The organism is Brenneria sp. g21c3, assembly GCF_040240345.1.
GTDB lineage: Bacteria > Pseudomonadota > Gammaproteobacteria > Enterobacterales > Enterobacteriaceae > Brenneria.
The window spans coordinates 1-26,189 of sequence record NZ_JBEIAB010000025.1 but is presented as its reverse complement, the minus strand read 5'-3'; the positions used below and the strand labels follow the sequence as shown (position 1 = coordinate 26,189).

The following is a 26,189-nucleotide window of genomic DNA, read 5'->3' as shown; positions in this document are numbered from 1 at the left end:
CGGAAGCAAGCATTCCTGCCGCTGCTTCGGGTGGTGGGTACATCGCGTAGAAAACCCTGCTGAGGAGTTGCATTTCGATGGCGAATTTTTTTATCGATCGCCCCATTTTTGCCTGGGTATTGGCAATTATACTCAGCTTGTGCGGTACGCTGGCGATCGTTTCACTGCCCGTCGAGCAGTACCCCGACCTCGCGCCGCCCAGCGTGCGCATTAGCGCCAACTATCCCGGCGCTTCCGCCCAAACCATTGAGAATACCGTCACGCAGATTATCGAGCAGAGCATGACCGGGCTGGATAATTTGATGTATATGGCTTCCGACAGCAGTAATACCGGCCAGTCAAGGATAACGCTCACCTTTGAAGCGGGAACCAATCCGAACGAAGCCCGCCAGCAGGTGCAGAACCAGTTGCAATCCGCCCAGCGAAAACTGCCGCAGGCGGTGCAGCAGCAAGGGGTGACGGTCAGTAAAACCGGCGAAAGCAATATCCTGATGATCGCCTTTGTTTCCACCGACGGCAGCATGGAAAGGCAGGATATTTCGGACTATGTCGCCAGCAATATTCAGGAGCCGCTCAGCCGCATCAACGGCGTCGGCGAAGTGGACGCCTATGGCTCGCAGTATGCGATGCGTATCTGGCTCGACCCCTTGAAGCTGGCCGATTACTCGCTCACCACCGAGGATGTGGTGGCGGCCATCGAGTCGCAGAATAGCCAGATTTCCGTCGGTCAGGTGGGCGGCACGCCGTCGGTGGATAACCAGACGCTGAACGCCGCCATCAATGCCCAGTCACTGTTGCAGACCCCGCAGCAGTTTCGCGATATCACCCTGCGCGTCAACCGCGACGGTTCCGCGGTGACGCTGGGCGACGTCGCGCAAGTAGAGCTTGGCGCGGAAAGGTATGACATCCTCAGCCGCTATAACGGCCAGGCGGCGTCCGGCCTGGGGATAAAACTGGCCGCCGGCGCCAACGAACTGGAGACGGATAAACGGGTGCGCGCCCGGATCGCGGAGCTGGCGCCCTACTTTCCCCGCGGTCTGGAAGCCAAAATCGCCTTTGAAACCTCGCCTTTCGTCAAGGCTTCCATCATTGACGTGGTGAAAACCCTGTTTGAAGCGATACTGCTGGTTTTCCTGGTGATGTATCTGTTTTTACAGAATTTTCGCGCCACCCTGATCCCCACCATCGCCGTGCCGGTGGTGCTGCTGGGTACCTTTGCGGTGCTTTACGCCTGCGGATTCAGCCTCAATACCCTGACCATGTTCGCGATGGTGCTGGCCATCGGCCTGCTGGTGGACGACGCCATTGTGGTGGTGGAAAACGTCGAGCGCGTGATGAGCGAGGAAGGACTTTCCCCGCGCGAAGCGACGCGCAAGTCGATGGGGCAGGTTCAGGGCGCGCTGGTGGGGATCGCGCTGGTGCTGTCGGCGGTTTTTGTCCCGATGGCCTTTTTCGGCGGAACGACCGGGGCGATCTACCGTCAATTCTCCATTACCATCGTTTCATCGATGATCCTGTCGGTGCTGGTGGCGATGATCCTTACCCCGGCGCTGTGCGCCACCCTGCTCAAGCCCGTCGCCAAAGGTCATCATCACGGCCGCAAAGGCTTTTTCGGCTGGTTTAACCGCGTTTTCAACCGCGGTACGCTGCGCTATGAACGGGGCGTGGCGAAAATCCTGCGCCGAAGCGGCCGCTGGATGCTGCTTTATCTTGGCGTCATCGGCATTATGGCGTTGCTGTTTATCCGGCTGCCGACGTCATTTCTGCCGCAGGAAGATCGGGGCGTCTTTATGACGCAGGTGCAGTTGCCGCCCGGTTCGACGCAGCAGCAGACATTAAAAGTGGTGCAACAGATCGAGCAATATTACCTCAGCGAAGAAAAAGAGAATGTCACATCGGTATTCGCCACCGTCGGCGCCGGCCCCGGCGGCAACGGACAGAACGTCGCCCGCCTGTTTGTGCGCCTGAAAGACTGGGACGCGCGCACCAGAGCGCAAGACACCTCCTTCGCCATAATCGAACGCGCCACCCGAGCCTTCCGCGATATCAAAGAGGCCCGGGTTATCGCCAACAGCCCGCCGGTCATCACCGGCCTGGGCAATGCGGCCGGCTTTACCATGGAGTTGCAGGATCACGCCGGGCTGGGCCACGACGCGCTGATGCAGGCGCGCGACCGACTGCTGGCCATGACCGACGATGACCCGCGTCTGACCCGGGTGCGCCACAACGGTCTGGATGATAACGCGCAGTTGAGGATTGATATCGACCAGCGCAAGGCGCAGGCGCTGGGCGTCGCTATCGACGACATCAACAACGTGTTGCAAACCGGCTGGGGGTCGACCTACGTTAATGATTTCATCGATCGCGGCCGGGTGAAAAAAGTGTATGTTCAGGCGGCGGCCAAATACCGCATGCAGCCGGACGATATCAGCAAATGGTATGTGCGCAACGGCGACGGCGGAATGGTGCCGTTTACCGCCTTTGCGCAAACCGCGTGGGAAAGCGGTTCGCCGCGCCTGGAGCGTTACAACGGCTATTCCTCGCTGGAAATCGTCGGCGAGGCCGCGCCCGGCGTCAGCACCGGGACGGCCATGGAGATCATGGAAGCGCTGGTGGAAAAATTACCGCCGGGCGTCGGCCTGGAGTGGTCGGGCATGTCCTATCAGGAAAAGCTGACGGGCGAGCAGGCGCCGGCGCTGTACGCCATCTCGCTGCTGGTGGTGTTTCTGTGTCTGGCGGCGTTGTATGAAAGCTGGAGCGTGCCTTTTTCCGTGATGCTGGTGGTGCCGCTCGGCGTGCTGGGCGCGCTGCTCGCCACCCTGGGCCGGGGACTGGAGAACGACGTCTATTTCCAGGTAGGGTTGTTGACGGTTATCGGCCTGGCGGCGAAGAACGCCATCCTGATCGTCGAGTTCGCCAATGAGATGAACCAGCGCGGGCGCGATCTGGTCGAGGCGACGCTGGAGGCATCGCGCCAGCGCCTGCGGCCGATACTGATGACCTCGCTGGCGTTTATTTTCGGCGTGCTGCCGATGGCCACCAGCAACGGCGCAGGCTCCGCCAGCCAGCATGCGGTGGGAACAGGCGTGATTGGCGGCATGCTGTCCGCGACGATTCTGGCGATCTTTTTCGTCCCGCTGTTCTTTGTGGTGGTGCGCAGACGTTTCCCGCTGCAAGAGAAAGAAAAATAACCGGTTAATCAGGTTAAAAATACGCATACAAAACATTAGCGATTTATATATAAGCAATGAATATAAGTAATAAGAAAGCATAATAGAAAACAAACGGCCGTCGCGATTAAAGTAACCGATTACTGTCTGAAGAAACGGATTCAGGGTATCGGGATGACGGCATTACTGGATATACGCGGGTTGAGCGTTCATTTCCCCGGACATGTGGCGGTGGATAATCTTGACCTCCGCATCGCAAAGGGAGAAATGCTGGCGCTGGTGGGCGAGTCAGGTTGCGGCAAATCCACGACGGCGCTGAGTATTATGCGACTGCTGCCGGCCCAGACAAAAATCAGCGGCGCCGTTACCCTCGGCGGCAAAGACCTATTGCGTTTGGGAGAGCGGCAGTTGGCCGGTGTGCGCGGCAACGATGTCTCCATGATTTTTCAGGAGCCGATGACGTCGCTGAACCCGGTGATGTCCATCGGGCGTCAGGTTGAAGAGGCGTTGACCCTGCATCTGCCGCTGAGCCGCACACAGGCGCGCGCCCGCGCGCTTGAACTACTGGCGCAGGTCAAACTGCCCGATCCCGAAAGCCGCTTTGACGATTACCCTCACCATCTCTCCGGCGGCCAACGCCAGCGGGTGATGATCGCGATGGCGATTGCCTGCCAGCCCGATCTGCTGATTGCCGACGAACCGACCACGGCGCTGGATGTCACCATTCAGTCGCAGATACTGGCCCTGCTCGACGAACTGCGGCGCGAGCTGAACATGGCCGTGCTGCTGATCACCCACGATCTGGGCGTGGTTTCCCAGTGGGCCGACCGCGTGGCGGTCATGCATAACGGCCGCAAGCTGGAAGAAGGCCCCGCCGATCGGATATTGCTTCATCCGCAACATACCTATACGCAGGGACTGCTGCACGCCTCGCTGCATCTGGAGCAGGACGCGCACTATCGCCGGTCGCGGCTGGCGGAGATCCGTTACAGCGACGCACAGGGATTCACGCTGTTTCAGCCCCCGGCGCGTACCGAGGCGGCCCCGACGGCGGCCGCGGCGCAGCCCTTGCTGACGGTCGGCAACCTGACGGTGGCCTATGAATCCGCACAGGACGACATTACCGCGGTAGACGATGTTTCCTTTCGGCTCCATGCCGGGGAAACCCTCGGGCTGGTGGGCGAGTCGGGCTGCGGCAAATCCACGCTGTCGCGCGCCATTATGCGGCTGGAGCAGGCGCAGAGCGGCCGGGTCGTGTTTGACGGGCAGGATCTGCTGACGCTGTCGCGTCGCCAGTTGCTGCCCTGGCGCAAGCGTATCCAGATGGTCTTTCAGGATCCCTACGGTTCGCTCAATCCGCGCCAGAGCATCGACGAAATCTTAGGCTATGCGCTGGCGATCCACGGCGTCAAAGACCGCCGAGAACGTGAGCGGCGCATTGTGCGAATTCTTGACGACGTGGGCTTGCCGCAGGCCGCGCGCCAGCGCTACCCGCACGAATTCTCCGGCGGACAACGTCAGCGCATCGGCATCGCCCGGGCGCTGGTATTGCGTCCGCAACTGCTTATCTGCGACGAACCGGTTTCCGCGCTGGATGTTTCCGTGCAGGCGCAAATCATCAATCTGCTGGTGGACTTAAAGGCCGAACTGGGGCTGACCTATCTGTTTATCTCGCACGATTTAGCGGTCGTGCGCTATATCGCCGACCGCGTTCTGGTGATGAACGGCGGGCGCATTGTGGAAGAAGGCGACCATGAACGCATCTGGCGCCATCCCCAACATCCCTATACCCGCACGCTGCTGGATGCCGTGCCGGGACGAAAAAACCGCGGCCGGCAGCCGTCCGCCGCGCCGACACGCGTTTCCGCGCTAAGTTGAGCGGTCTTACCTCGATTTTATTGACAGGCACAGGGGCAACACATAATGAATAAACGTCCATCAGACAGCAATATCGACGCACTGGTCGAATACGAACTTAACCGCCGCAAATTTCTGGGCATCTCCGGCGCGATTCTGGCATCGGGCGTATTCGGCGGCATCTGGCCGAGCGAGAGCGCGGCGGAAACCGGCAGCCTGCCGAATACCGTGGCGGGCGCGGCGCGCGGCGGCACGCTGGAGGCGGTAGTGCATCCCGAGCCGCCGACGCTGGCGTTCTTTATCAACACCTCGACGCCCGGCCGTACCGTCGTCAGCAAGATCTTCGACGGACTGTTCGACTACGCGCCGGACCTGTCGCCGCGGCCGCAACTGGCGGAAAAGGTGGCGGTATCGGACGACGGGCTGACCGTCACGCTGTTTCTGCGCCGCAACGTGCTGTGGCACGACGGCCAGCCGTTCAGCGCCGCCGATGTGAAATTCTCGGCGGAAAATGTCTGGCGCCAATACTCGCCGTTCGCCCGCCGGGTGTTCCAGTATCTGTCCGGCGTGGAAACGCCCGATGACCATACCGTGATCCTGACGCTTTCCAAACCCACGCCGGTGGTGCTCAACGCGCTGGATGTGGTGGCGACTCCCATCCTGCCGCGTCATCTGTACGAAGGCACGGATATTCCCAACAACCCTTACAACAATAAACCCGTCGGCACCGGGCCGTTCGTGTTCCGCGAATGGCAGCGCGGCAGCCACATCGCGCTGGAACGCTTCGATAAATACTGGCAGCCTGAACGCCCGTTCCTGGATAAGCTGCTGTTCAAAATCATCCCCGATGTTTCCGGACGCGCCACCGCGTTTGAAACCGGCGAAATCCAGTACGGCGAGCGTAATCCCGTGACTTTCGCCGACGCCGCCCGTCTGGCGAAGCTGCCTACGCTGACGCTGGATACCGACGGTTATAATGGTTTCGCCACCTCATTCTGGCTGTTGCCCAACCTGCGCGACCCCATTCTGAGCAACCTGAAGGTGCGTCAGGCCATCGCCCACGCCGTCAACAAGGATCTGCTGGTCAGAACCGTGTGGGGAGGCTACGCCAAACCGGCGACCGGGCCGGTCTCCTCACAGCTCAGCACCTTTTATACCGCCGATACCCAGCAGTATCCGTTCGATATCAAAAAGGCGCAGGCGCTGCTGGATGAAGCGGGCTACCCGAAAAAAGCGGACGGCTGGCGCTTTAAGCTGAACCACGATTTCATCCCGTTCGGCGATGACTATCGCCGCACCGGCGAGTTCGTCCGTCAGGCGCTGCGCGCCATCGGCATTGACGTCACGCTGCGCGCGCTGGACCTGGCCACCTGGACGAAAAACATTTTCAAAGACTACGACTACCAGCTCGCCAGCTCCTGGGGCGTGAACTGGACGGATCCGCAACTGGGCGTCGAACAACTCTACTGGTCGAAAGCGGAAAGCAAGGGTACGCCCTGGACCAACGCTTCAGGCTACGCCAGCCCGGAAGCCGATCGTATTATCGAGGCGGCGCAGATCGAGGTCGATCCGCAAAAACGGCTGGCGCTCTATCACGATCTACAGCGCATTGTGCAACGCGATCTTCCCCAGATTAACCTTTTTGAATTCAAATGGTTCGGCATATGGGCGCGCAATCTGCGCAACGTGACGGATACGTTCAACCACAGTCAGAACAATTTCGCGCACGTATGGCTGGATAAAAAAGGCGCCTGAGCGAGGGGCGTAACCTAATGACGGCACGTATTTTTTTCCGCCTGCTGCAACTGGTCGGGGTGGTGGTCGGCATCGCCACCCTGAACTTCTTTCTGCTCAAGGCATTGCCCGGCGATCTGGTGGATGTCATCGCCAGCGAAAGCGGCAGCGCCACGCCGGAATATATTCAGCAGTTGCGCGAACTCTACGGCCTGGATCGTCCTACCGCCGCGCAGTTGGTCGCATATTTATCGCAACTGGCGCAGGGCGATCTGGGCTTTTCGTTTCGCTTCGGCGAGCCGGTATTGGATTTGATCGTCGATCGACTGCCGGCCACGCTGCTGCTGGTGGGAAGCGCCCTGCTGCTGTCGGTGGCGGGCGGCGTACTGCTCGGCGTCGCATCGGCGCGCCGTCCCCACGGCGTCGCGGACTCGGCGATCTCCATGCTCTCCACCATCGGTTACTCCGCGCCGATGTTCTGGGTGGCGCTGATGTTGATCGTGCTGTTCGCCGTCAAGCTGGAATGGCTGCCCGCCAGCGGTTGGCAGGATATCAATGCCGCCCACGTCGGGGCGGCCAGACTGTGGGATATTGCGGCGCACCTGGTGTTGCCGGTGCTGACCCTGACCATTTACTACATGGCGGTTTATGCCCGGCTGGCGCGCGCCTCGATGATTGAAACGCTGTCCGAAGATTTTATCCGTACCGCGCGGGCCAAAGGCGCGCGCGAAGGACGCGTGATTGTCGCCCATGCCTTGCGTCACGCGCTCATCCCGGTGATCACCATGCTGGGGCTGCAAAGCAGCGCCCTGCTGGGCGGCTCCATCGTCGTGGAAACGGTGTTCGCCTGGCCGGGGCTGGGACAACTGTCGTTCGAGGCGATCAGAAACCGGGATATTCCCATCTTGCTGGGCGTACTGTTGTTCAGCAGCGTACTGGTGGTGGTATCGAACCTGCTGGTGGATATGGCGCACGCCGGCTGCGACCCGCGGGTGCGCGAAGGTCGACGTAAAAAGAACAGAGATAACAAAAGAGGGGTGATATGAGCCGCTGGTTATTACAGCCGTCCGCGCTAATCGGCCTGATCGCGCTGGCGCTGGTTATCGCCGCGGCCTGCGCGGCGCCGTGGTTGTTCCCGGACGACCCGATGAACATGGTGGCGGAGCCTTATCTCTGGCCGGGACAGGACGCGCAGTTCCCGCTGGGAACCGACCTGATGGGCCGCGATCTGCTGGCGGGCCTGCTGCACGGCGCGCGCGTCTCGCTGCTGGTGGGCGTGGCGTCGACCCTGATCGCGCTGGTTATCGGCATCGTCGTCGGCGTGCTCGCCGGATTTTATCGCGGCTGGGTGGACAAAGTGCTGACGGGCGTCACCACGCTGTTTCAAACCATTCCGGCTTTTTTGCTGGCGATCATTCTGGTGGCCGTGTTGCAGCCCTCGATCGGCACCATCATCTTTGCGCTCGGCATTACCTCCTGGACCAGCATCGCCCGTCTGGTGCGCACGGAGTTTTTATCCCTGCGCCAACGGGAGTTCGTGCGCGCCAGCATTTCGCTCGGCGCGAGCGATATGCATCTTATTTTTCGTGAAATCCTGCCGAACGCCTGGACGCCGGTGGTGGTTTCCACCGCATTGCTGATCGCCAACGCCATTCTTTCCGAAGCCGGGCTATCTTTCCTCGGGCTGGGCGATCCGAATGTCGTGAGCTGGGGCTCGATGATCGGCACCGGGCGGGATGCGCTGAGAACCGGCTGGTATATGACGGCCATTCCGGGCGTGGCCATTATGCTGACGGTCATGGCGCTGAATTTATTGAGCGATGCGCTGCATACCGCGCTGAATCCGCGCTTGCGCCGTCGGCGTTCGCTGTTTTCCGTGCTGTAGAGACCGATGCGAAAACGTTGAAAAAACCATCCCCGCCGTAAGGCGGGGATGGGCCAGACTGTTGACAAACGTCTCTGCCGAATCGGAACGGTGAGAATGGAATAGAAGAGTAAAGCGTCCGCGCCAGGGACAAAGGCGTAGGGAACGCCTTTGAACGTCGCTTGCGACGGCCCTGCAAGGGGGAATCTCAGGGATGAGATTCCTATTCGCGCGGTTCGAGCTTACAGGGATGTACTCGCAGCGTCTTTACGATCTATCCATTCTCACCGCTCGACGCACTTTGTCATCAACCTCAACCATCCCCGCCGTAAGGCGGGGATGGTCAGAACAAGCGGGAGGAAGGGTCAGGACAGCGTCGTCGACTCCGCCGGTTTATCGCCGTTCTTGCCGGTATCGCCTTTATCGCCGGAAAGCACCGCATTCATCTTCTTGGAATCCAGTTCATGGCAATACTTCGCGACGACGATCGTCGCCACGCCGTTGCCAATCAGATTGGTCAGCGCGCGGGCTTCCGACATAAAGCGGTCGATACCCAGAATTAACGCCAGACCCGCGACCGGCAGATGGCCTACCGCGGAAAGGGTGGCGGCCAGCACGATAAATCCGCTTCCCGTCACCCCCGCCGCCCCTTTGGACGACAGCAGCAACACCACCAGCAGCGTAATCTGATGCCAGATATCCATATGGCTGTTAGTGGCCTGGGCGATAAATACCGCGGCCATCGTCAGATAGATCGAGGTGCCGTCCAGATTGAACGAGTAGCCGGTGGGAATAACCAGCCCGACGACCGATTTCTTACAGCCGACCTTCTCCATCTTCTCCAGCATCCGCGGCAACACGGATTCGGAAGAGGATGTCCCCAGCACAATCAGCAACTCTTCTTTGATATAGCGGATAAATTTGAAAATGCTGAATCCCGTAGCCCTGGCGATACTGCCCAGAACCAGGAAGACGAACAGCAGACAGGTGATATAGAAACAGATAATCAACTGACCCAACTGCACCAGCGTACCCAGCCCGTATTTGCCGATGGTGAACGCCATGGCGCCAAACGCGCCCAGAGGCGCCAGACGCATGATCATGTTGATGATGCCGAAAATGACGCGGGAGAAACTTTCGATCACATCAAAGATCATCTTGCCCTTTTCACCCAGCCGATGCAGCGCAAAGCCGAACATCACCGCAAACAACAAGACCTGCAAAATATTTCCGCTGGCGAATGCCCCGACCGCGCTGGAAGGGATCACATCCATCAGGAACGGAATCAGGCCCTGCTGCGAGGCCTGCTGGGTATACACCGCCACGGCGGAGGCATCCAGCGCGGCGGGGTCGACATTCATACCCACGCCCGGTTTTACCAGGTTTACAATCACCAGCCCGATGATCAGGGCGATGGTACTGACGATTTCAAAATACAGCAGGGCGACCGCACCGGTTTTCCCCACTGATTTCATGCTTTCCATGCCGGCAATACCGGTCACCACCGTACAAAAGATAACCGGCGCAATGATCATTTTAATTAATTTAACAAATCCATCGCCCAAAGGCTTCATCTGCTCGCCAAGCTCCGGATAGAAATGGCCGAGTAATATCCCTATCGTGATAGCAGTAAGCACCTGAAAATAAAGCGTTTTAAAAATAGATGTTTTCATACTTATGTCCTATGGCAGGGAAACACAGGTAGATAATAGAGTACGCGAGGGAATACCACCTGTGATTGCGCCGGAAAGTAACACCGCAATAACTGTCTGGAAATGTTTTCTAACTTTAGTTTGTGAACGAATGGTTAAAAATAAGAGAGGAATCGCTTCAGCAGACATGAATATTAAACATTAGCGCAATTTAGTTGCAACAAAGAACCACATTACGCAACAAGAAACGGTGAAAAAATCGCCGAAAAAGGTCATCAGCGCGAGGGCGGAAGCCCGACACTGATAACCGTAAAATAATGATCAGGCTATTAATTTATAAAAACGTGAACGCCATTCTTCTTCTCATGGCGGGCCAGTTGCATAGCGAAACGCGCCTGTGACAGCAGAAGCGCTGCGCTGTTGGTTTCTTTGACGCCGGGGGCATCCAGATTGATAATACCGGCGCTGGCGGCCGGCGGCGAGGCCGGGTCATTGGCCGCCATAAACGGCGCGTTTATTTGAGCAATCACGTCCTGCGCCCAGATCTGCGCCGGTTCTCCTCTCACCCACGGGCTGCCCAATAGCGCGAACTCATCGTCGTCCAGACAGGCCAGCAAAATACGCGCATCCCCCCGTTCGGCCACCGCCGCCTTCAGTTGATTCACCAGGTTAAAGGCCGCATCAGCAGACGGATTGCCGGCGTTTGTCGGCGACGGATCAAGGCCGACCACCATCAGGCTCAGCGGTACGCTTTGCGCCAGTTGCCGTTGCAGATGAATCATAAAATCCGCTTTATCCGGCAAACCATAGCGCGCAGCGGCGGAAGCCAGAGATTGCGCCAGCAACTGCTGATTACGGTTATAGCTGCGAACCAGCATGCCAAGTTCATCATCCTTATGCCATTCCGGCTGCGTCAGTTGATGACGGGGGATCGCGTCCGCCGTCAGACTCTGTAATTCAGTAATGATCGCACGCAGCGGGTGTACCATTAGCCGGTTCATGCACCAGGTAATGGAGATGGACAAAATCAGCGCCAATAGCAGATAAGTCGCCAGCATGGTCGAGAAGGTACTGACGATAAACTGAAACATACGGTAAGAATCGGCCTGCAATACCAGGTGCGCCAATGGCGTCGAATGTTGCGTCTGCGGCGGGGAATATAACGGCACCGCGATGCGTATCGGCAGCTCAAAAGCCCTGGCAACCCACTGCGGCACCGCGCGTTCCGTCGGGAAATTGGCATGCAGCGTCTGGAATTCGCCGGGCAACACCACTTCAGCGCGACTCAGAAAGCCGACCGGCAACAAATTATTCAGAATATCTTCGGCCCGTTGCACTTCGCCTTGCAGTACGGCTTCCGTCAACGGCTGGCGCACGGAGTAAGCGACGATCTCCAGTTGCCTGGCATAATCGTCACGCCGTTGATTCACGAAGTGGAAAAGCTGTATCACTATAAAAAGACTGATGGTAACCAGCGCCACCGCGGACACGGCTGTCATCTGCTTAATAGTTAACGAACGTCTAAGCCGCAAGCACTTTCTCCGTCAATTCCGTATTGCTGCCGTATGTATAAAATCTGTCGCGAGCATACCCGCTATAAGATTGAAATACTTAAATTTTCGTCTTTCATCTCTGAGGTCTGATTATACCCGATGGATTTCGAGATGCAGGACGGCGGCGGCGGGGAGGCAAATTCGTCAGAAAGAATCTGCACGCCGCGCGCGGCGGCCCCTACGGGACAGTCCCCATGGAAGGGCCGGGTAATGTAGCCGAACGCACCTGCAACTTGAAAGATGACGAGTATATAACCCGGTGTAGTATAAGGCAGCTTACCTTTGCCCCAATGCTGTTTTCTTCTTGCCTGTTCGGGATTTCATCTTAATCCTAACCGGCTGACAACACCGAATCCGCCTCCGCACGTCATAAGAGGGATCCTATTATCAGCCCATCCAGGACAAAAAGTAATGAAGAAGGATGAAAGATTGATGAACGCGGCGGGGTCGGCAAGCGAGGCGACGGATCGGCGGGAGGGGGAGGAACAAGGGCGGAGGGATCGCCCCCGCCCGGACACGCATTCGTTACTGCGGATAAGGCACCCATTCCCCGCCGTTAAGACGAATATAGGGTTTACCCTGATACGGCATCACGATGGCGCTTTCATTTTCCGAAATCGCTTCCGATTGCGGTAAATCTTTTACCAACGCCTGCCAGTCGATCGTCGGCGCCGCAAAGACCTTGCCGTCCACCATGCGCGAGACCAACGCCGAAATAGCCAGGTAGCTGCTCTTCGATTCAATCGTCAACGGGCTGCCGGACGCCGGCGCCTGCATACCGAACAGCTTCACGCCGACCGGAATGTGCGTAATGCTGGGACTCGGTATATCGCGCAGACCCGACATCTGCATTTTATCGCCCGCCAACGCCGCGCCATGTTCGGGCACGACGACCACCATCACTTTCCGCCCTGACTTTTGCAGCGCATCGAAAAAGCTATCCAGCTGATCGAACAGGGTTTTCGCGCGCGGCTTAAAGTCGGCCGATTTATTGGTGCCGACAAAACGGTTGCCGTCATGCAGCGAAATCAGGTTGAAGAACGTCGCGCTGCGCCCGGCTCCCGATGTCTTACGATTTTCCAACCAGCGGTTAAGCAGTTCCAGATCGTTATAAATCGGATCGCCTTCGAATGAAGTCAATTGGTAACTGATGCCGGCCTGCGACATCATCGGCGATTGCAGATTGCCTTCATCATGTATCCCTTTCAGGTAGTTCCCCGATAAGTCGGACACGCCGGAGTGATCGAGCATCAGCTGCTTTTCAAAACCCAGATTGGCCAGATTATCAAACAGATAACATTGCCGATTGGCGGGCTGATACAAATCGTGGTGTGATGCCTGACCGCAGCTTGCCCGGAGCAACCGGATAGCCGCCGGTCCGCTGTACGCCGTCGCCGAGTTGAAATGACTGAACAGAATGTCGAACTTACTCCATAGCGGATGATTCATCAACTCGCTCGCTTCCATATCCGACCATGAAAGCGAACAGATATTAACAATCAACAAATCAAAAGGTTGCGAATCCGCCGGCAGTGAAGCCGGGAACGTCGTCGCTCTCTCTTTTTCCCGCGCATAGAACTGATTCAGATACGCGGTCAAATTATCATTCGTGGGCGGCAGATTGGCCGCGGGCGGCAATGGCGACGCCCCGTTAGCCGGGCCGGACGCGCCGCCGGAGACCCCCGCCGCCACATCCGGAACCAACGAAACCATCGGCCCGCTGAGATGAACCAGGTTTAACCATCCCAGGATGGCCACGGTAAACACCGTTATACGAATCCATTGAGAGAGAAACAGATAAGCCACCACCAGCACCAGCGCGGCGCCGAGCATCTGCCAGTTAATAAACCGGTTAATCAATTCCAGCAGATATAACGCATCGAAATCCATCAGGTTGCTTCCCTGATGGATAATCGTATTCACGCCGGGCAACCAGGTATCGTGATAAAACAAGCCGATCCCGATAGGAATGGCAATGATATGCCGCCAGCGGTGCAACCAGAGGGGAGGAAGCGGAATCAACAGAAATGCCAGGAAAATCAGGTTGAATAATGGGTGAAAATTAAGATAACCAAACCATAGCAAGGCGAATTTAAGCAGAAAATAGAGATTCCAGCCGCCAAGCCCACGCCAGTAACGCCACAGAGTTTGGTTTTGCGGCGTAGATTTTTTCTCGTTCATTTTATTTCTTAATATTTTTTGATGAAGAAGCGTCACGCATCCCAATGTCGCCAGCTTTCAGATAGCTCGGTGATAACAATCGGTTTTTCCAATACTGAAGCCAGCGGGGAATATAATGACGAGCAACGTAGCCAAGCGTAAAAAATATTACCGCGCTCAACAACACCAGTTGAACGATATCGCTCAGATTTAGCATATGTTTTCTCTTTAGCCGCCAGTGAATAAAGTTATAGCGGCAGGCTGACGCCGTACCGTGCCAACTTTCTGTTCAGGCTGATGCTGATGCGCATGAACATAATGGTTAATCAACGGTACGACTTCATCCTCCCGACATTCCGATAATGCTTTTATCTCAGCAAGAATTTGTAAATCCTGCGCCCATACCGCCCGACGGCTAAATATTTCATTTACCGGTAAAGAAAAAATGGATTTCAGCGCCGTATCCAATTCGTTTATACCGCAGGTGGAAAGAAACAGCAGCAAACGCCCCTGCGATAGCGTCACGACATCGCCGGAACGTCTTAAATTACAAATTGTTAACGCCTGAGCAACAAGCAACCCTGGAACCGGATACAGCGCGACCAACAGTCCTTTGCTTCCTTCCGGGATCAACGCGTTGCCCATAAGCTGTTGAACGGCGCGGGTAAACCGGTCTGTCGGCAGATAGCCTTTAATCTTCAGCGGCCGCATCACGGTCAGCAACGTCTCGATATCCGTGGGAACACGCCTGGTGAAATGCTGCCCCTGCACGCTTTCAAGACGGGTAAGAAAGCGGGAAAGCGACTCGGCATGCGCCACGATAAGATTGGCGCCGCACGCCAGCAACAGGCGCTCATCGCTGGATCGCAGCGCGGAACGCATTTCCCGCACCACAATTTTCAGCCTGTCGCCGCGCTGACTGCGCAAACGATGGATCTCTCTGGCCAGATCATCCACCTGATGGGCGTTGCGCAGCGAGAAAATCAGGGTCGCGGCGTGCGCCGACATGCCGCGTCGCGCCAGCGCGTCGTGGTCGGCAAACAGCCGCCAGCTTGCCGATAAGGCCGGCGCGCCTTCCAGCACGTCGGTCTGCGCCAGATATAACCCCTCATCATCCCCAAAAGGCGCCGGCGTCGGCGCTTCATCCTCCACGACCTGCCACCCTTCCGCCTCCGGCCGTAATATCTGCGTCTGGTTGGCCACCATCCCCAGTTCCGTACTCCACCAGGACACCCAATATTGCGCGCGATCCTGCTGCCGATGCAGGCTGGCTAAACCATACAGCGCGCGATGCTGGGAAATAAGCCTATTGCGCAGTTTACCGTCCGCGCCGCCATGGCTGAGAATAATCAGCGTGCATTCCCGCTGTTGCAGCCATGCGCCCGTATCCGTGACCCAGCGTTGTAGTCTTTCCTGCGAAAAATCTCCCCATAAACCGGCGGGCGCATAAAGGATTAATAAGCGTTTTTTCGGTTTTAACGCCCGCATCAAATCGTCCGTGAAACCCAATAGCGCCAATTTATTTTCCGGTAAAAAATAGTAAGAGAATTGTTTTAATTTTGTTGCAAATAATGAGGCGGGCAGCGACGCCTGATTTTCCGCGCAGCATATTAACGACACGCGGGCAACATCGTTCTGTGCGCCGATAAGTTGTTGGCAAAATAAGGACGCATCCAATTGACCTGCAATATTAACCCAATAAAAACCAGGCGATTGCAGTAATGACAATTCATTCCAAAGCTTTCTGACACCTAATGAAAATGACTGCGTCATATGATAATTTTCTTTTCCGAGAATGATTTTATGGTTTATCATCAATAATGATCTTGATATAGACTCTAACACTAATTATTGGAATCCAAACCCTTCGGCGATATAAATAGGAATATTCCATAATAATCTATTTATTATCTTAATTAAGATGAATGGCGGAAAAGCGGCATTACTGAAAATGTCTATGGGATTATTACTAACATTCGCAATTTGAGTGAACGTAAAATACGTCAGAAGTAGATTTAAACCTGTTCCGCGGCCGTGGCGGCAAGGCCATGCCCGAAAGCTCGCCGGATAATAACATCAATACATCAATGATTGAATATATAGGGGCGTAATTGTTATCCACCACAATTATTAATAATGAAATAAATCTATTTTGCAGAGAAATTGGGATGAATGATAAAAACGAGTATTTGCAAACGCGTGTCTACGCCGAGAGACAGGATGATCTGCGCGAGTTAAGACAGACCTTTTCGTTGCCGGAAATAAATTATATAGATATCGCTCGCCAAACCCGTCTAGCCCGGATGATGGAACGCTGGCCCTTGCTGGCGGAACAGAATGAATCGGCGGGGGGCCGCTGAATATGCCGATCATCGTATTACAAGGCATTCGCGGCGGCCTGGGAACAACATCCATCACGGCGGGATTGGCCTGGGCGTTACAGCAGTTAGGCGAAAGCGCGCTTGCCATCGATTTCTCCTCGAATAATCTGTTGCGCCTGCATTTTAATATGACGTTTGCGCAAGCACGCGGCTGGGCCCGCGCGACGACGGATGGCGACCGCTGGCAACAAGGCGCGATGCAATATGTCCCCCGGCTCGATTTCCTGCCGTTCGGCCAGCTCAATCAAACGGAGATAGATGCGTTGCAACAGCATTGCATTCACTCCCCGACGTACTGGCGGGATAATCTGGCGCAAATTATCGCGCACGGCAGGCACCGTTGGATCCTGATTGATGCGCCGGCGGACGACAGCCCGCTGACTCGTCAGGCGCTGGCCGCCGCGGACGCCGTTTTTCTGCTTCTCACGCCGGATACGAACTGCCACTCGCGATTACACCAGCAGGCGTTGCCGGCGCAGCGCTATTTTCTGGTCAACCAGTTTTCCGCCATCAGTCAGATACAACAGGATTTATATCAGCTGTGGCAACATACTTTGCCGCGTCTGCTGCCGCTGGTTATTCACCGCGACGAAGCGCTGGCGGAATCGCCGGCGGCCAAACAACCGCTGGGAGAATATCGCCCGGCAAGCGGCGCGGCGGAAGAAATCATCACGCTGGCAAACTGGTGTCTGATTCATCTGACGAAAAAAGAGGCGGTATGAACCCGATACTGCGCCTCTTTCTCATGCCGGCGGCCTATCAGGCGATACGGCAACGCGACCAGGACTACCGCCGGCAGGGTTCCTCCGCGCTGGCCGCTTATCTGACGACGTCGCTGATGATAATCGGCTGGAGTTTCCTGCGGCTGGAGTCCGCCAGTTGGCAACAGGTGCGAAAAGCTCGCCGCCACTGGTTCCCGCATATCTCATCCCGTCCCCCCCGCCCGGCCGATCCGCTGCGCTATCTGGTGCAGGGGCTGTGGCTGCTGATCGTCAGGAACGGGCAGACGCCGCGTAAACATCGTTTTTCCCGGCTGCGGCGCTGGCGGCAAGGCTATATCAACGGGCTGCAACGCCTGCCACGATATGTTATGCGTTCAACGGCCGACGCCGATAACGACGCGGAAAACCCATCCGACGCGCCCCAACGGGGAAAAGGCATGCAAAGGCTATGGCTTGCCGTACTCGCTCTGATAAGCGCCGCGCTGGCTTTGTTATGCATCACCCAGCCGTTCGAGCTTTTATCACAGTTTGTTTTTATGCTGCTGCTCTGGAGCATGGCGATGGTTTTCCGCCGCATACCGGGGCGGATGTCGACGCTGATGATGATCGCCCTGTCCCTCACCATTTCCTGCCGTTACTTGTGGTGGCGCTATACCGAGACGCTTAACTGGGACGATCCGTTCAGCCTGATCTGCGGTTTGTTGCTGCTGGCGGCGGAAACCTACTCCTGGGTGGTATTGGTGCTGGGCTACTTTCAGACCATCTGGCCGCTTAACCGCCAGCCGGTTCCCTTACCCGCCGAGATGCGGGCGTGGCCGACGGTGGATCTGTTCGTGCCGACCTACAACGAACCGCTGGAGATCGTGAAACCAACGGTCTACGCCGCGCTGGGCATGGACTGGCCGCAAGATAAACTGCATATCTACATCCTTGACGACGGCGGCCGTCCCGAGTTCAAGGCGTTCGCCGAAAGCGTCGGAGTCAAGTACATCGCCCGCGCCACGCATGAACACGCGAAAGCCGGCAACATCAATCACGCGCTGCAACAGGCGAAAGGCGAGTTTGTCGCCATCTTCGACTGCGACCATGTTCCCACGCGCTCCTTCCTGCAACTGACGATGGGGTGGTTCTTTCAGGATAACAAGCTGGCGATGCTGCAAACGCCCCACCATTTCTTCTCACCCGATCCTTTCGAGCGCAATCTCGGCCGTTTTCGCCGTACCCCCAACGAAGGCACGCTGTTCTACGGTTTGGTGCAGGACGGTAATGATATGTGGGACGCCGCGTTTTTCTGCGGCTCGTGCGCCATTCTGCGCCGCAAAGCGCTGGATGAAATCAACGGCATCGCCGTCGAAACCGTCACCGAAGACGCCCATACCTCATTGCGCCTTCACCGGCTCGGCTACACTTCCGCCTATATCCGCATTCCGCAGGCGGCCGGTTTGGCGACGGAAAGCCTGTCGGCGCATATCGGACAACGCATCCGCTGGGCCAGGGGGATGGCGCAGATTTTCCGGCTGGATAACCCGCTGTTCGGCAAAGGGCTGAAGCTGGGACAGCGGCTATGTTATGCCAACGCCATGCTGCACTTTCTGTCGGGCATTCCCCGCCTGATTTTCCTTACCGCGCCGTTGGCCTTTCTGTTGCTGCACGCCTACATTATTTTCGCCCCGGCGCTGGCCATCGCGTTATATGTTATCCCGCATATGGTACACGCCAGCCTGACCAACTCCCGTATTCAGGGACGTTTCCGCCACTCTTTCTGGAGCGAAATCTACGAAACCGTGCTGGCGTGGTACATCGCCAGACCCACGACCGTGGCGCTGCTTAACCCGCATAAGGGCGCATTCAACGTCACCGCCAAAGGGGGACTGGTCGAAAAACAACACGTCGACTGGGTGATTACCCGGCCTTACCTGATCCTGGTGTTATTGAATATCGCCGGGCTGGCGGTCGGAATATGCCGTCTGAACTACGGCGCGCCCGACGAGATCATCACCGTCATCGTCAGTTTGCTGTGGGTCGGCTACAACATGATGATTCTCGGCGGCGCCATGGCGGTCGCGGTGGAAACCAAACAGGTGCGTCAGTCGCACCGGGTTGAAATATCGATGCCCGCCGCGATTCTCTGCGCCGACGGCCACCTCTTTTCCTGCGTCATGAACGACTATTCCGGCGCCGGCGTGGGCGTAGAAATACGCGAGCCGGAACGGTTGCAGGCAGGCGATCATATTTCCCTGCTATTAAAACGCGGCCCGCAGGAGTACGCCTTCCCTTTTCAGGTGACCCGCGTCTTCGGCAATAAAATCGGTCTGCGGATGATGGACCTGACCACGCAACAACATATTGATTTTATTCAATGCACCTTTGCCCGGATAGATACCTGGGCGCAATGGCAAAACAAGGTTCCCGAAGACAAACCGCTCGAAAGCCTGCGCGACGTACTGACGCTGGGTTTCCGGGGTTACTTACGTATGGCCGATTATGCCCCGCCGGTTATTCGCCGCATCCTTGTTGCTTTTACCACCCTGATTACGTGGCTGCTGTCGTTCATTCCACGTTATGTAGGAAAAAGCCCGGCATAGGCATCCGGTAGCGATACCGGCCTATCCCCAAGGCCGTACGCCTATTCCCTCCCGCTACGGCGAGATTAGTTTTTAATATTGATGATGACATGATGACGAAAAAAATAACCTGGTTTACCGCATTCGCTTTAGGCGTCAGTTCGTTGTCTCAGGCCGCCGTTACGCCGCCCGCCGAGACCGTTTCCCAACCCGCGGCGGCCGTCGCGCCGACGCCGCAAGGAAAACCCGCGCCGGTACGCGACGTGAAGTTGCCGTTTGCCCAGATCGCGCCCGCGCCGGGTACGTTTTCCCTACGCGGCACCAGCCCGAACGGGCAAATCGAATTTGGCGTGCGCGGCGATGAAGTCGTCACGCAGGCCGCGCTCGATCTGGAATTCACGCCATCGCCGTCGCTGACGCCGATAGAATCCCACCTCAAGGTTTATCTTAACGATGAGCTGATGGGGGTGACCAGCATCACCAGGGATCAGTTAGGCAAACCCAGCCGTGTCCGCTTGCCGATCGATCCTCGTTATATCAGCGACTTCAACCGGGTGCGGTTGGAATTTATCGGCCATTATCCGAACGTTTGCGAAAGCCCGTCCAGTTCATCCCTGTGGCTGGACGTGAGCAAATCAAGCTCGCTGGATTTGCAGTTCCAGACATTGCCGCTGAAAAACGAGCTGTCTCCTTTCCCGGTGCCATTTTTTGATATCCGCGATAACCGGCCGCTGACGCTGCCGATGGTATTCAGCCAGCGGCCGGATCTGACGCAACAGCGGGCGGCCGCGATCCTGGCCTCCTGGTTCGGCAGCAAGGCGCAGTGGCGCGGGCAGTCATTCCCGGCCATGTTCAATCAATTGCCGGACCGCCATGCCGTCGTGTTCGCCACCAACGCGCAGCGCCCGGACTTCCTGCGCGATGCGCCGCCGGTCGCCGGACCGACGGTCTCCATCACCGACCATCCCGACGACCCTTATGTCAAGCTGCTGCTGGTGCAAGGCCGGGATGACGACGATCTGGTCACCGCGGTAAAAGGCCTGGTGCAGGGCAACATTCTGTTCCGTGGACAAAGCGTCACCGTGGATAAGGTTGAGCAACTGATGCCGAGGCAGCCTTACGATGCGCCGAACTGGGTACAAACCAACCGTCCGATGACCTTTGCCGAACTTCAGCAACATGAAGGTCAGTTCCAGACCAGCGGCACGGTACCCTACCCTATTTCGCTGAATCTGAACCTGCCGCCCGATCTGTTTATGATCCGCAGCCAGGGCATCGACATGAAGCTGAAATACCGTTATACCGCGCCGCAGCTTAAAGATGGTTCGCGTCTGAGCGTGCGCCTGAACAACCAGTTTGTTCAGGCATTCTCTCTGGTGCCGGAGCACGATCAGGATTCGCTGCTGCTGCGGTTGCCGTTGACGCAGGGGTTATGGGATTCAGATAAAAACCTGACGATCCCGGCGTTAACGCTGGGAACCACCAACCAGTTGCGCTTTGATTTCAGCTACACCACGCTGCTGGCCAGCGGCGCGGAGGGGCGCTGTGAAACCTATACGCCGGTCGTCAACCATGCGGTGATTGACGGCGGCTCAACCATCAACTTCTCCGGCTACCGCCACTTTATTTCCATGCCCGACCTGCGGGCCTTTACCAATGCAGGCTATCCTTTCAGCCGACTGGCCGATTTGTCGCAAACCGTGGTGCTCATCGATAAACTACCGACGCCCGCGCAGGTCGGCACGCTGCTGAACGCCTTAGGCAGCATCGGCGCGCATACCGGCTATCCGGCGTTGGCCATGCAATTGAGCGACGACTGGGCGCAGGCCGGCAAACAGGACAGGGATATTCTGTTGATCGGCGCTATCCCTCCGGAATTGCGCGATAACGAAAAAATCAACCTGTTGGCGGATGCCACCCTGAGCTGGATAAAACAACCGACCCGACAAAGCACGCTGCCGGATATCGATGCGCTGGACGACGACGCCAAAGCGGACACCAAAACCACCATCAGCGCCGAGGCGCCGATGTCCGCCATCATCGGGATGCAATCGCCCTATCACGATCAGCGCAGTATCGTCGCGCTGCTGGCGGACAGCCCGCAGGGCTATGCGCTGTTGAATAATGCGCTGATCGATGACGGCAAACGCGCCGCCGTGTTCGGCTCGGTGGCGGTGATTCGCGACTCCGGCGTAAACAGTTTACGCGTAGGCGATGTTTATTATGTCGGCCATCTGCCCTGGTGGGAGCGTATCTGGCACGCGCTGGCGACGCATCCGGTGCTGCTGGCGGTCATTGCCACGCTGACGGTTATCATTATTGCCTGGCTGTTGTGGCGCACGCTGAAGAGCATCAGCCGTCGCCGCCTGTCGCCTGACGAAAAAGACTGACGCCCATGAGGATACTGAAATACCTCATCGCCGGACCAGTAATGGCGCTGCTGTCTTTGTGTCCGGCCGTCATCCCGCTGGCGCACGGGGCGGAAGCGATTTCGCCGAAGCAGTTTCTGATAGAACAAATACGCATGGGGGAAGCCCGCTACAAAGACGATCTGGTGCGCCAGTCGCTTTATCGTCTGGCGCTGATCGACCCGGATAATCCGGAGATTCTGGCCGCGCGCATACGTCTGGCGCTGCGTCAGGGCGATCAATCGCTGGCGCGTCAACAGTTGGAAATGCTGAAAGCGCTGGCGCCGGACTCGCCTTTTTATCGTCAGGCTGAAATGAATCTGGCGCTGACGCAGCAGGACATGCGGCAAAAACTTCAGCAGGCCCGTTTGTTATCAACCGCGGGCCGCTATGCCGAAGCCAAAGTTCAGTATGACGAGCTGTGGCACGGCGAACCGCCTACGATTGAACTTGCCGTCGAATACTGGCGTCTGGTGTCGCGGCTGCCCAATCAGGAACCGATAGCCATTGCCCAACTGGCGGCGCTGGATCAACGCTATCCCGGCAATGTGTCGCTGCGCGTCATGCTGGCGCGACTGTTATTCAGTCAGCATCTTAACGAACAGGCTTACGCGATATTGCAGCAACTGGCCGCCGATCCTAACGGCGCCGGCTCGGCATCCTCGCTGTGGCTGGAAATTGTCGGCAGAATGGACGTCACGCCGCAAAGCGTCGAGGCGTTAGAGCGCTTCATCGCCGCGTTCGGCGCAAGCAATCAGGCCGAAACCGGACGCAAAATGCTCAATAAACAGCTGGCGATGCTGGCCGATCCGGCTTATCAGGCCCGGCTTCGCGGTCTGGATAAAATCAGCCGGGGCGATAGCGGCCCCGCCGTTATCAGCGAGCTAAACACCGCCCTGGCCGCATCGCCGAACGATCCGGAACTCATCGGCGCCATTGGCGTCGCCTACCTGCGCGCCGGCGAGCGGGAAAAAGCGTTAACCCAGTTTCAACTAGCGCTAAAGGCCGATATTAATCACCTTAACGCGGATAAATGGGCAAGGCTGATAAAAAGTACGCGTTACTGGCACCTGCTCGACGAAGGCGACAAGGCGTTAGCCGCCAACCATCTGATGCTGGCGCAACTCAAATATCAGCTGGCCCGGCAATTGGATAACGGCGACGCTTTCGCCCTTATCGGTTTAGGCGATGTCGCCGTCGCCGCCAAAAACGACGCGGCGGCCGAAACGGCCTATCAGCAGGCTTTGCGTCTCTCGCCCGACAACGCCGGCGCATTGCGCAGACTGGTCAACATTCATCTGCGCCAATCGCCGGAAAGCGCGCTGACCTATATCAACAGCCTGCCGCGCGACCGGCAAAATACGCTGCGCGCCACGCTCAACGGTTTGCAGCATGACATTCTGGCGCAGCAGGCGGACCAGCTTTCCGCACGGCAACAGTGGGAAGCGGCCGCCGAAAAATATCGTCAGGCGCAGCAGCTGGATGCCGACGATATCTGGATGGCCTACCGCTATGCGCTGACTCTGGGCCATCTTGGACAGGTTGAGCAAGCGGATGGCATGTTGCTGAGCACCGCTTCTCGTCCTCCCGCCAGCGCCGGGAAAACCTATGCGTACGCGCTTTATCTCTCCTCGACCGATCGCGACGCGCAGGCGCTGGCTTACCTTGATACGCTGCCCGCCGCGCAGTGGAGCGGCGACATGCATGAACTCGCGCAGCGCCTGACGCTACAGCAGGCGCTGGTTCAGGCGCAGGCGATGCGCGAGGCGGGCGATGAGCCTGGCGCGATAGCCTATCTGCGCCGGCAGCCGGCCAACCCGCGCATCGATCTTGAACTGGGAGACTGGGCGCTGGCGCGCGGCGACTACGATGACGCGCTGGCGGCCTATCAACAGGTCAGCGCGCGGGAGCCGCACAACCCTGACGCGCGTCTGGGCGAAGTTGAAGCCTTTATCGCGCAGGGAAGACGGGATGAAGCCCGCCAGCGTTTACTGCAATCCGCCGGGCAGACGGATAACACGCTCAACGTCCGACGTCGGATCGCCAACGCCTGGCTGGCGGTCGGCGACGACGACCGGGCGGCCGCGCTTTTTCAGCGGCTGGCGATCGACGCGCGCCAGGAAACGCCCGGACAAAATCAGGCGCTGGTTTACCGCGATACGGCGCGCTTTGAACGGCAGCGGTCACGGCCGGCGCAGGCGGAACAAAACTATCGCCAGGCGATGAAGGCCAGCGGCATCACGCCGGTTTTGCCGCCGGATAACGACGCCTACACCCGACTGACGCGCATTAATCCCACGGATGACTGGCTGAAACGCAGCATTCGCGCCGAAGCCGCCGACCTGTATCGACGGCAGGATATCAACGTCGCGCTCGGTCATGATTATGGCCGATCCAGCGGCACCGGCGGCATTTCCAACCTGAAAGCGCATGACACCCTGTTGCAGGTGGATCTGCCCTGGCATGACGGACGCGCGTTTTTCCGCACCGATACCGTACAGATGAACGCGGGAACCTTTTCGCTTGACCGTGACGGCGTCAATACTGCGAAATTCGGCGCCTGCGCCGATTTACGCTGCCCTGGACGACGCGCCCAGAAAACCACCGGCACCAGCGTCGCCGCAGGCTGGAAAAACGATCGCTGGCAGGCGGATATCGGCACTACGCCGATCGGCTTTGAGGTGGTCGATATCGTCGGCGGCCTCGGCTACAGCGACAAATGGCGGGATATCGGCTGGACCGCCACCGCATCGCGACGCCCCATCTCCAGCTCATTACTGGCGTTCGCCGGCGCCGAAGATCCGGCGACAGGCATCACCTGGGGCGGCGTACGGGCCAGCGGCGGCGCGCTGGGACTCAGCTACGACCGCGGAGAAAAACACGGCGTATGGAGCGACTTCAGCGCGCACCAAATCAGCGGGAAAAACGTCGCCGACAATCATCGCTTCCGCGCCATGACGGGCTATTACTACAAAATCGTCAATCAGGACGACCGCCGGGTCACCGTCGGCCTCAACGGCATGTGGATGCACTATCAGAAGGATTTGAGCGGCTACACGCTTGGTCAGGGCGGTTACTACAGCCCGCAACGCTACTCTTCGGCGGGCATACCGGTGAACTACCGTCAGCGCACGGAAAACTGGTCGTGGGAAGTCGGCGGTTCGGTGTCCTGGTCGCACTCATCCAGCAAAAACCAGCGACGCTATCCGCTGTCGGACTTACCCGGCATCGAACAGGGCGGCAGCAGCCACGGGGTGGGCTATACCGTACAGGCGGCCGTCGAACGCCGGCTTGACTCGCACTGGACGTTGGGGGCCGGCGTCGATATTCAACAGGCGAAAGATTACACCCCCAGCCACGGTATGATTTACCTGCGCTACTCCGCCTCCGGCTGGCAGGGCGATCTGGACAGCCCGCCGCAATCATTAACCCCCTACGCCGATTTCAAATAACGCAGTCCCGCTCGGCCGGGGTTTCCTGACATGGGGAACCCCGACTTGTCCGGGAAAGAGGTATGGAACAGCTCAATCGCCTGCCCGCGAGGAAGATGGACTGATCGCCAACGACTGGGGGCAGAAAGAACGGCAACGGACAGGGAATTATCCGCTTTATGCCGGGTATGATATGCAACAGTTGTTCACCTATACGGCGGGCGACAGTATTTCCGACAGCCAACTCTTCGCACGTAATCAGTGGGTTGAAGAAGCCAGTAAGATAACCGGCTGGTCGAAAGAATCCGTCGATTCGCTGGGAATTACAGTATCAATTGCCAGTACCTTCGCAGGGATGGGTAAGGCCAATGTGGGCAATCAATATCTGTCGACTAAACTAGAGGCGCCTACAGCCGGTTGGAAAAGTTATCTGGTTAATGAAAAGACTATAAAGGCTATTCAGCAGGCAGCGACATTTAAAAAACAGATAACTGAATTAAGAGCTGGTTTATCTTCGGATCCCAAACGTAGTGGCAATGTCGCTGTCGCACATATTAATATTCCTGGTATGCCGCTGGATTTGACCCTATATATCCAGACGTTTTTGCTCTCTTATGGTTGCGATAACTTCCTGCGTATATATTCCCGTGGTGAGCGATATCCCAGTGCACTATGCGGATGATGTTCGTTGTA

At 57.6% G+C, this 26,189-nt stretch carries 16 protein-coding genes; 11 read left to right on the top strand and 5 right to left on the bottom strand.

Annotated elements, in window-relative coordinates; genetic code table 11:
• The first annotated feature begins 77 nt into the window (after positions 1–77).
• The 5 genes from acrD to ABRZ28_RS22415 all read left to right on the top strand — a co-directional run bounded on the left by acrD (position 78) and on the right by ABRZ28_RS22415 (position 8,646).
• The gene (gene acrD / locus ABRZ28_RS22435; RefSeq protein WP_330521604.1) at positions 78–3,191 is read left to right on the top strand and encodes a multidrug efflux RND transporter permease AcrD; all 3,114 of its coding nucleotides are present in this window, start codon (positions 78–80) and stop codon (positions 3,189–3,191) included.
• 153 nt (positions 3,192–3,344) lie between these two features.
• Positions 3,345–5,048 (top strand): ABC transporter ATP-binding protein, encoded by a 1,704-nt coding sequence (locus tag ABRZ28_RS22430; protein WP_330521603.1) that lies wholly within the window; start codon positions 3,345–3,347, stop codon positions 5,046–5,048.
• Positions 5,049–5,093: 45 nt separating this feature from the next.
• Entirely contained in the window at positions 5,094–6,782 is a 1,689-nt protein-coding gene (locus tag ABRZ28_RS22425; protein WP_330521602.1) for an ABC transporter substrate-binding protein, read from the top strand.
• A 17-nt stretch (positions 6,783–6,799) separates the two neighbouring features.
• Positions 6,800–7,807, top strand: coding sequence for an ABC transporter permease (locus ABRZ28_RS22420; protein WP_330521601.1), 1,008 nt, complete (start codon positions 6,800–6,802; stop codon positions 7,805–7,807).
• A complete protein-coding gene (locus tag ABRZ28_RS22415) occupies positions 7,804–8,646 on the top strand; it encodes an ABC transporter permease (RefSeq protein WP_319605644.1) in 843 nt (280 codons plus the stop codon). Before ABRZ28_RS22420 ends, ABRZ28_RS22415 begins: the two co-directional genes overlap by 4 nt.
• 344 nt (positions 8,647–8,990) lie before the next feature.
• Here ABRZ28_RS22415 and ABRZ28_RS22410 read toward each other — a convergent pair whose 3' ends face one another.
• From ABRZ28_RS22410 to bcsE, 5 genes are all read right to left on the bottom strand, one after another.
• Positions 8,991–10,298 (bottom strand): dicarboxylate/amino acid:cation symporter, encoded by a 1,308-nt coding sequence (locus tag ABRZ28_RS22410; protein ID WP_319605643.1) that lies wholly within the window; start codon positions 10,296–10,298, stop codon positions 8,991–8,993.
• A gap of 308 nt (positions 10,299–10,606) precedes the next feature.
• Positions 10,607–11,776 carry an adenylate/guanylate cyclase domain-containing protein gene (locus tag ABRZ28_RS22405; RefSeq protein ID WP_330521600.1) on the bottom strand — a complete coding sequence of 390 codons (1,170 nt, stop codon included), beginning with the start codon at positions 11,774–11,776 and terminating at the stop codon, positions 10,607–10,609.
• 579 nt (positions 11,777–12,355) lie between these two features.
• Complete coding sequence (bcsG, locus tag ABRZ28_RS22400; protein WP_319605641.1) at positions 12,356–14,011, bottom strand: cellulose biosynthesis protein BcsG; 1,656 nt, start codon at positions 14,009–14,011, stop codon at positions 12,356–12,358.
• Between the two features lies 1 nt (position 14,012).
• On the bottom strand, positions 14,013–14,207 hold the full coding sequence (gene bcsF / locus ABRZ28_RS22395) for a cellulose biosynthesis protein BcsF (RefSeq protein WP_319605640.1): 195 nt from the start codon (positions 14,205–14,207) through the stop codon (positions 14,013–14,015).
• Positions 14,208–14,218: 11 nt separating this feature from the next.
• Positions 14,219–15,763, bottom strand: a complete 1,545-nt coding sequence (gene bcsE / locus ABRZ28_RS22390; RefSeq protein ID WP_330521599.1) for a cellulose biosynthesis protein BcsE — start codon at positions 15,761–15,763, stop codon at positions 14,219–14,221.
• Between the two features lie 338 nt (positions 15,764–16,101).
• Between bcsE and bcsR the strand changes: the two genes are divergently transcribed.
• From bcsR to ABRZ28_RS22360, 6 genes are all read left to right on the top strand, one after another.
• Positions 16,102–16,350 carry a cellulose biosynthesis protein BcsR gene (gene bcsR, locus ABRZ28_RS22385; RefSeq protein WP_413556326.1) on the top strand — a complete coding sequence of 83 codons (249 nt, stop codon included), beginning with the start codon at positions 16,102–16,104 and terminating at the stop codon, positions 16,348–16,350.
• Between the two features lie 2 nt (positions 16,351–16,352).
• Positions 16,353–17,093, top strand: coding sequence for a cellulose biosynthesis protein BcsQ (gene bcsQ / locus ABRZ28_RS22380; RefSeq protein ID WP_319605638.1), 741 nt, complete (start codon positions 16,353–16,355; stop codon positions 17,091–17,093).
• On the top strand, positions 17,090–19,678 hold the full coding sequence (bcsA, locus tag ABRZ28_RS22375) for a UDP-forming cellulose synthase catalytic subunit (RefSeq protein WP_330521598.1): 2,589 nt from the start codon (positions 17,090–17,092) through the stop codon (positions 19,676–19,678). The genes bcsQ and bcsA overlap by 4 nt, the downstream gene beginning before the upstream one ends.
• A 92-nt stretch (positions 19,679–19,770) precedes the next feature.
• Entirely contained in the window at positions 19,771–22,047 is a 2,277-nt protein-coding gene (gene bcsB, locus ABRZ28_RS22370) for a cellulose biosynthesis cyclic di-GMP-binding regulatory protein BcsB (protein WP_330521623.1), read from the top strand.
• A 41-nt stretch (positions 22,048–22,088) separates the two neighbouring features.
• A complete protein-coding gene (gene bcsC, locus ABRZ28_RS22365) occupies positions 22,089–25,517 on the top strand; it encodes a cellulose synthase complex outer membrane protein BcsC (RefSeq protein ID WP_330521622.1) in 3,429 nt (1,142 codons plus the stop codon).
• 172 nt (positions 25,518–25,689) lie between these two features.
• Positions 25,690–26,178 (top strand): hypothetical protein, encoded by a 489-nt coding sequence (locus ABRZ28_RS22360; RefSeq protein ID WP_330521597.1) that lies wholly within the window; start codon positions 25,690–25,692, stop codon positions 26,176–26,178.
• Positions 26,179–26,189: the final 11 nt, after the last annotated feature.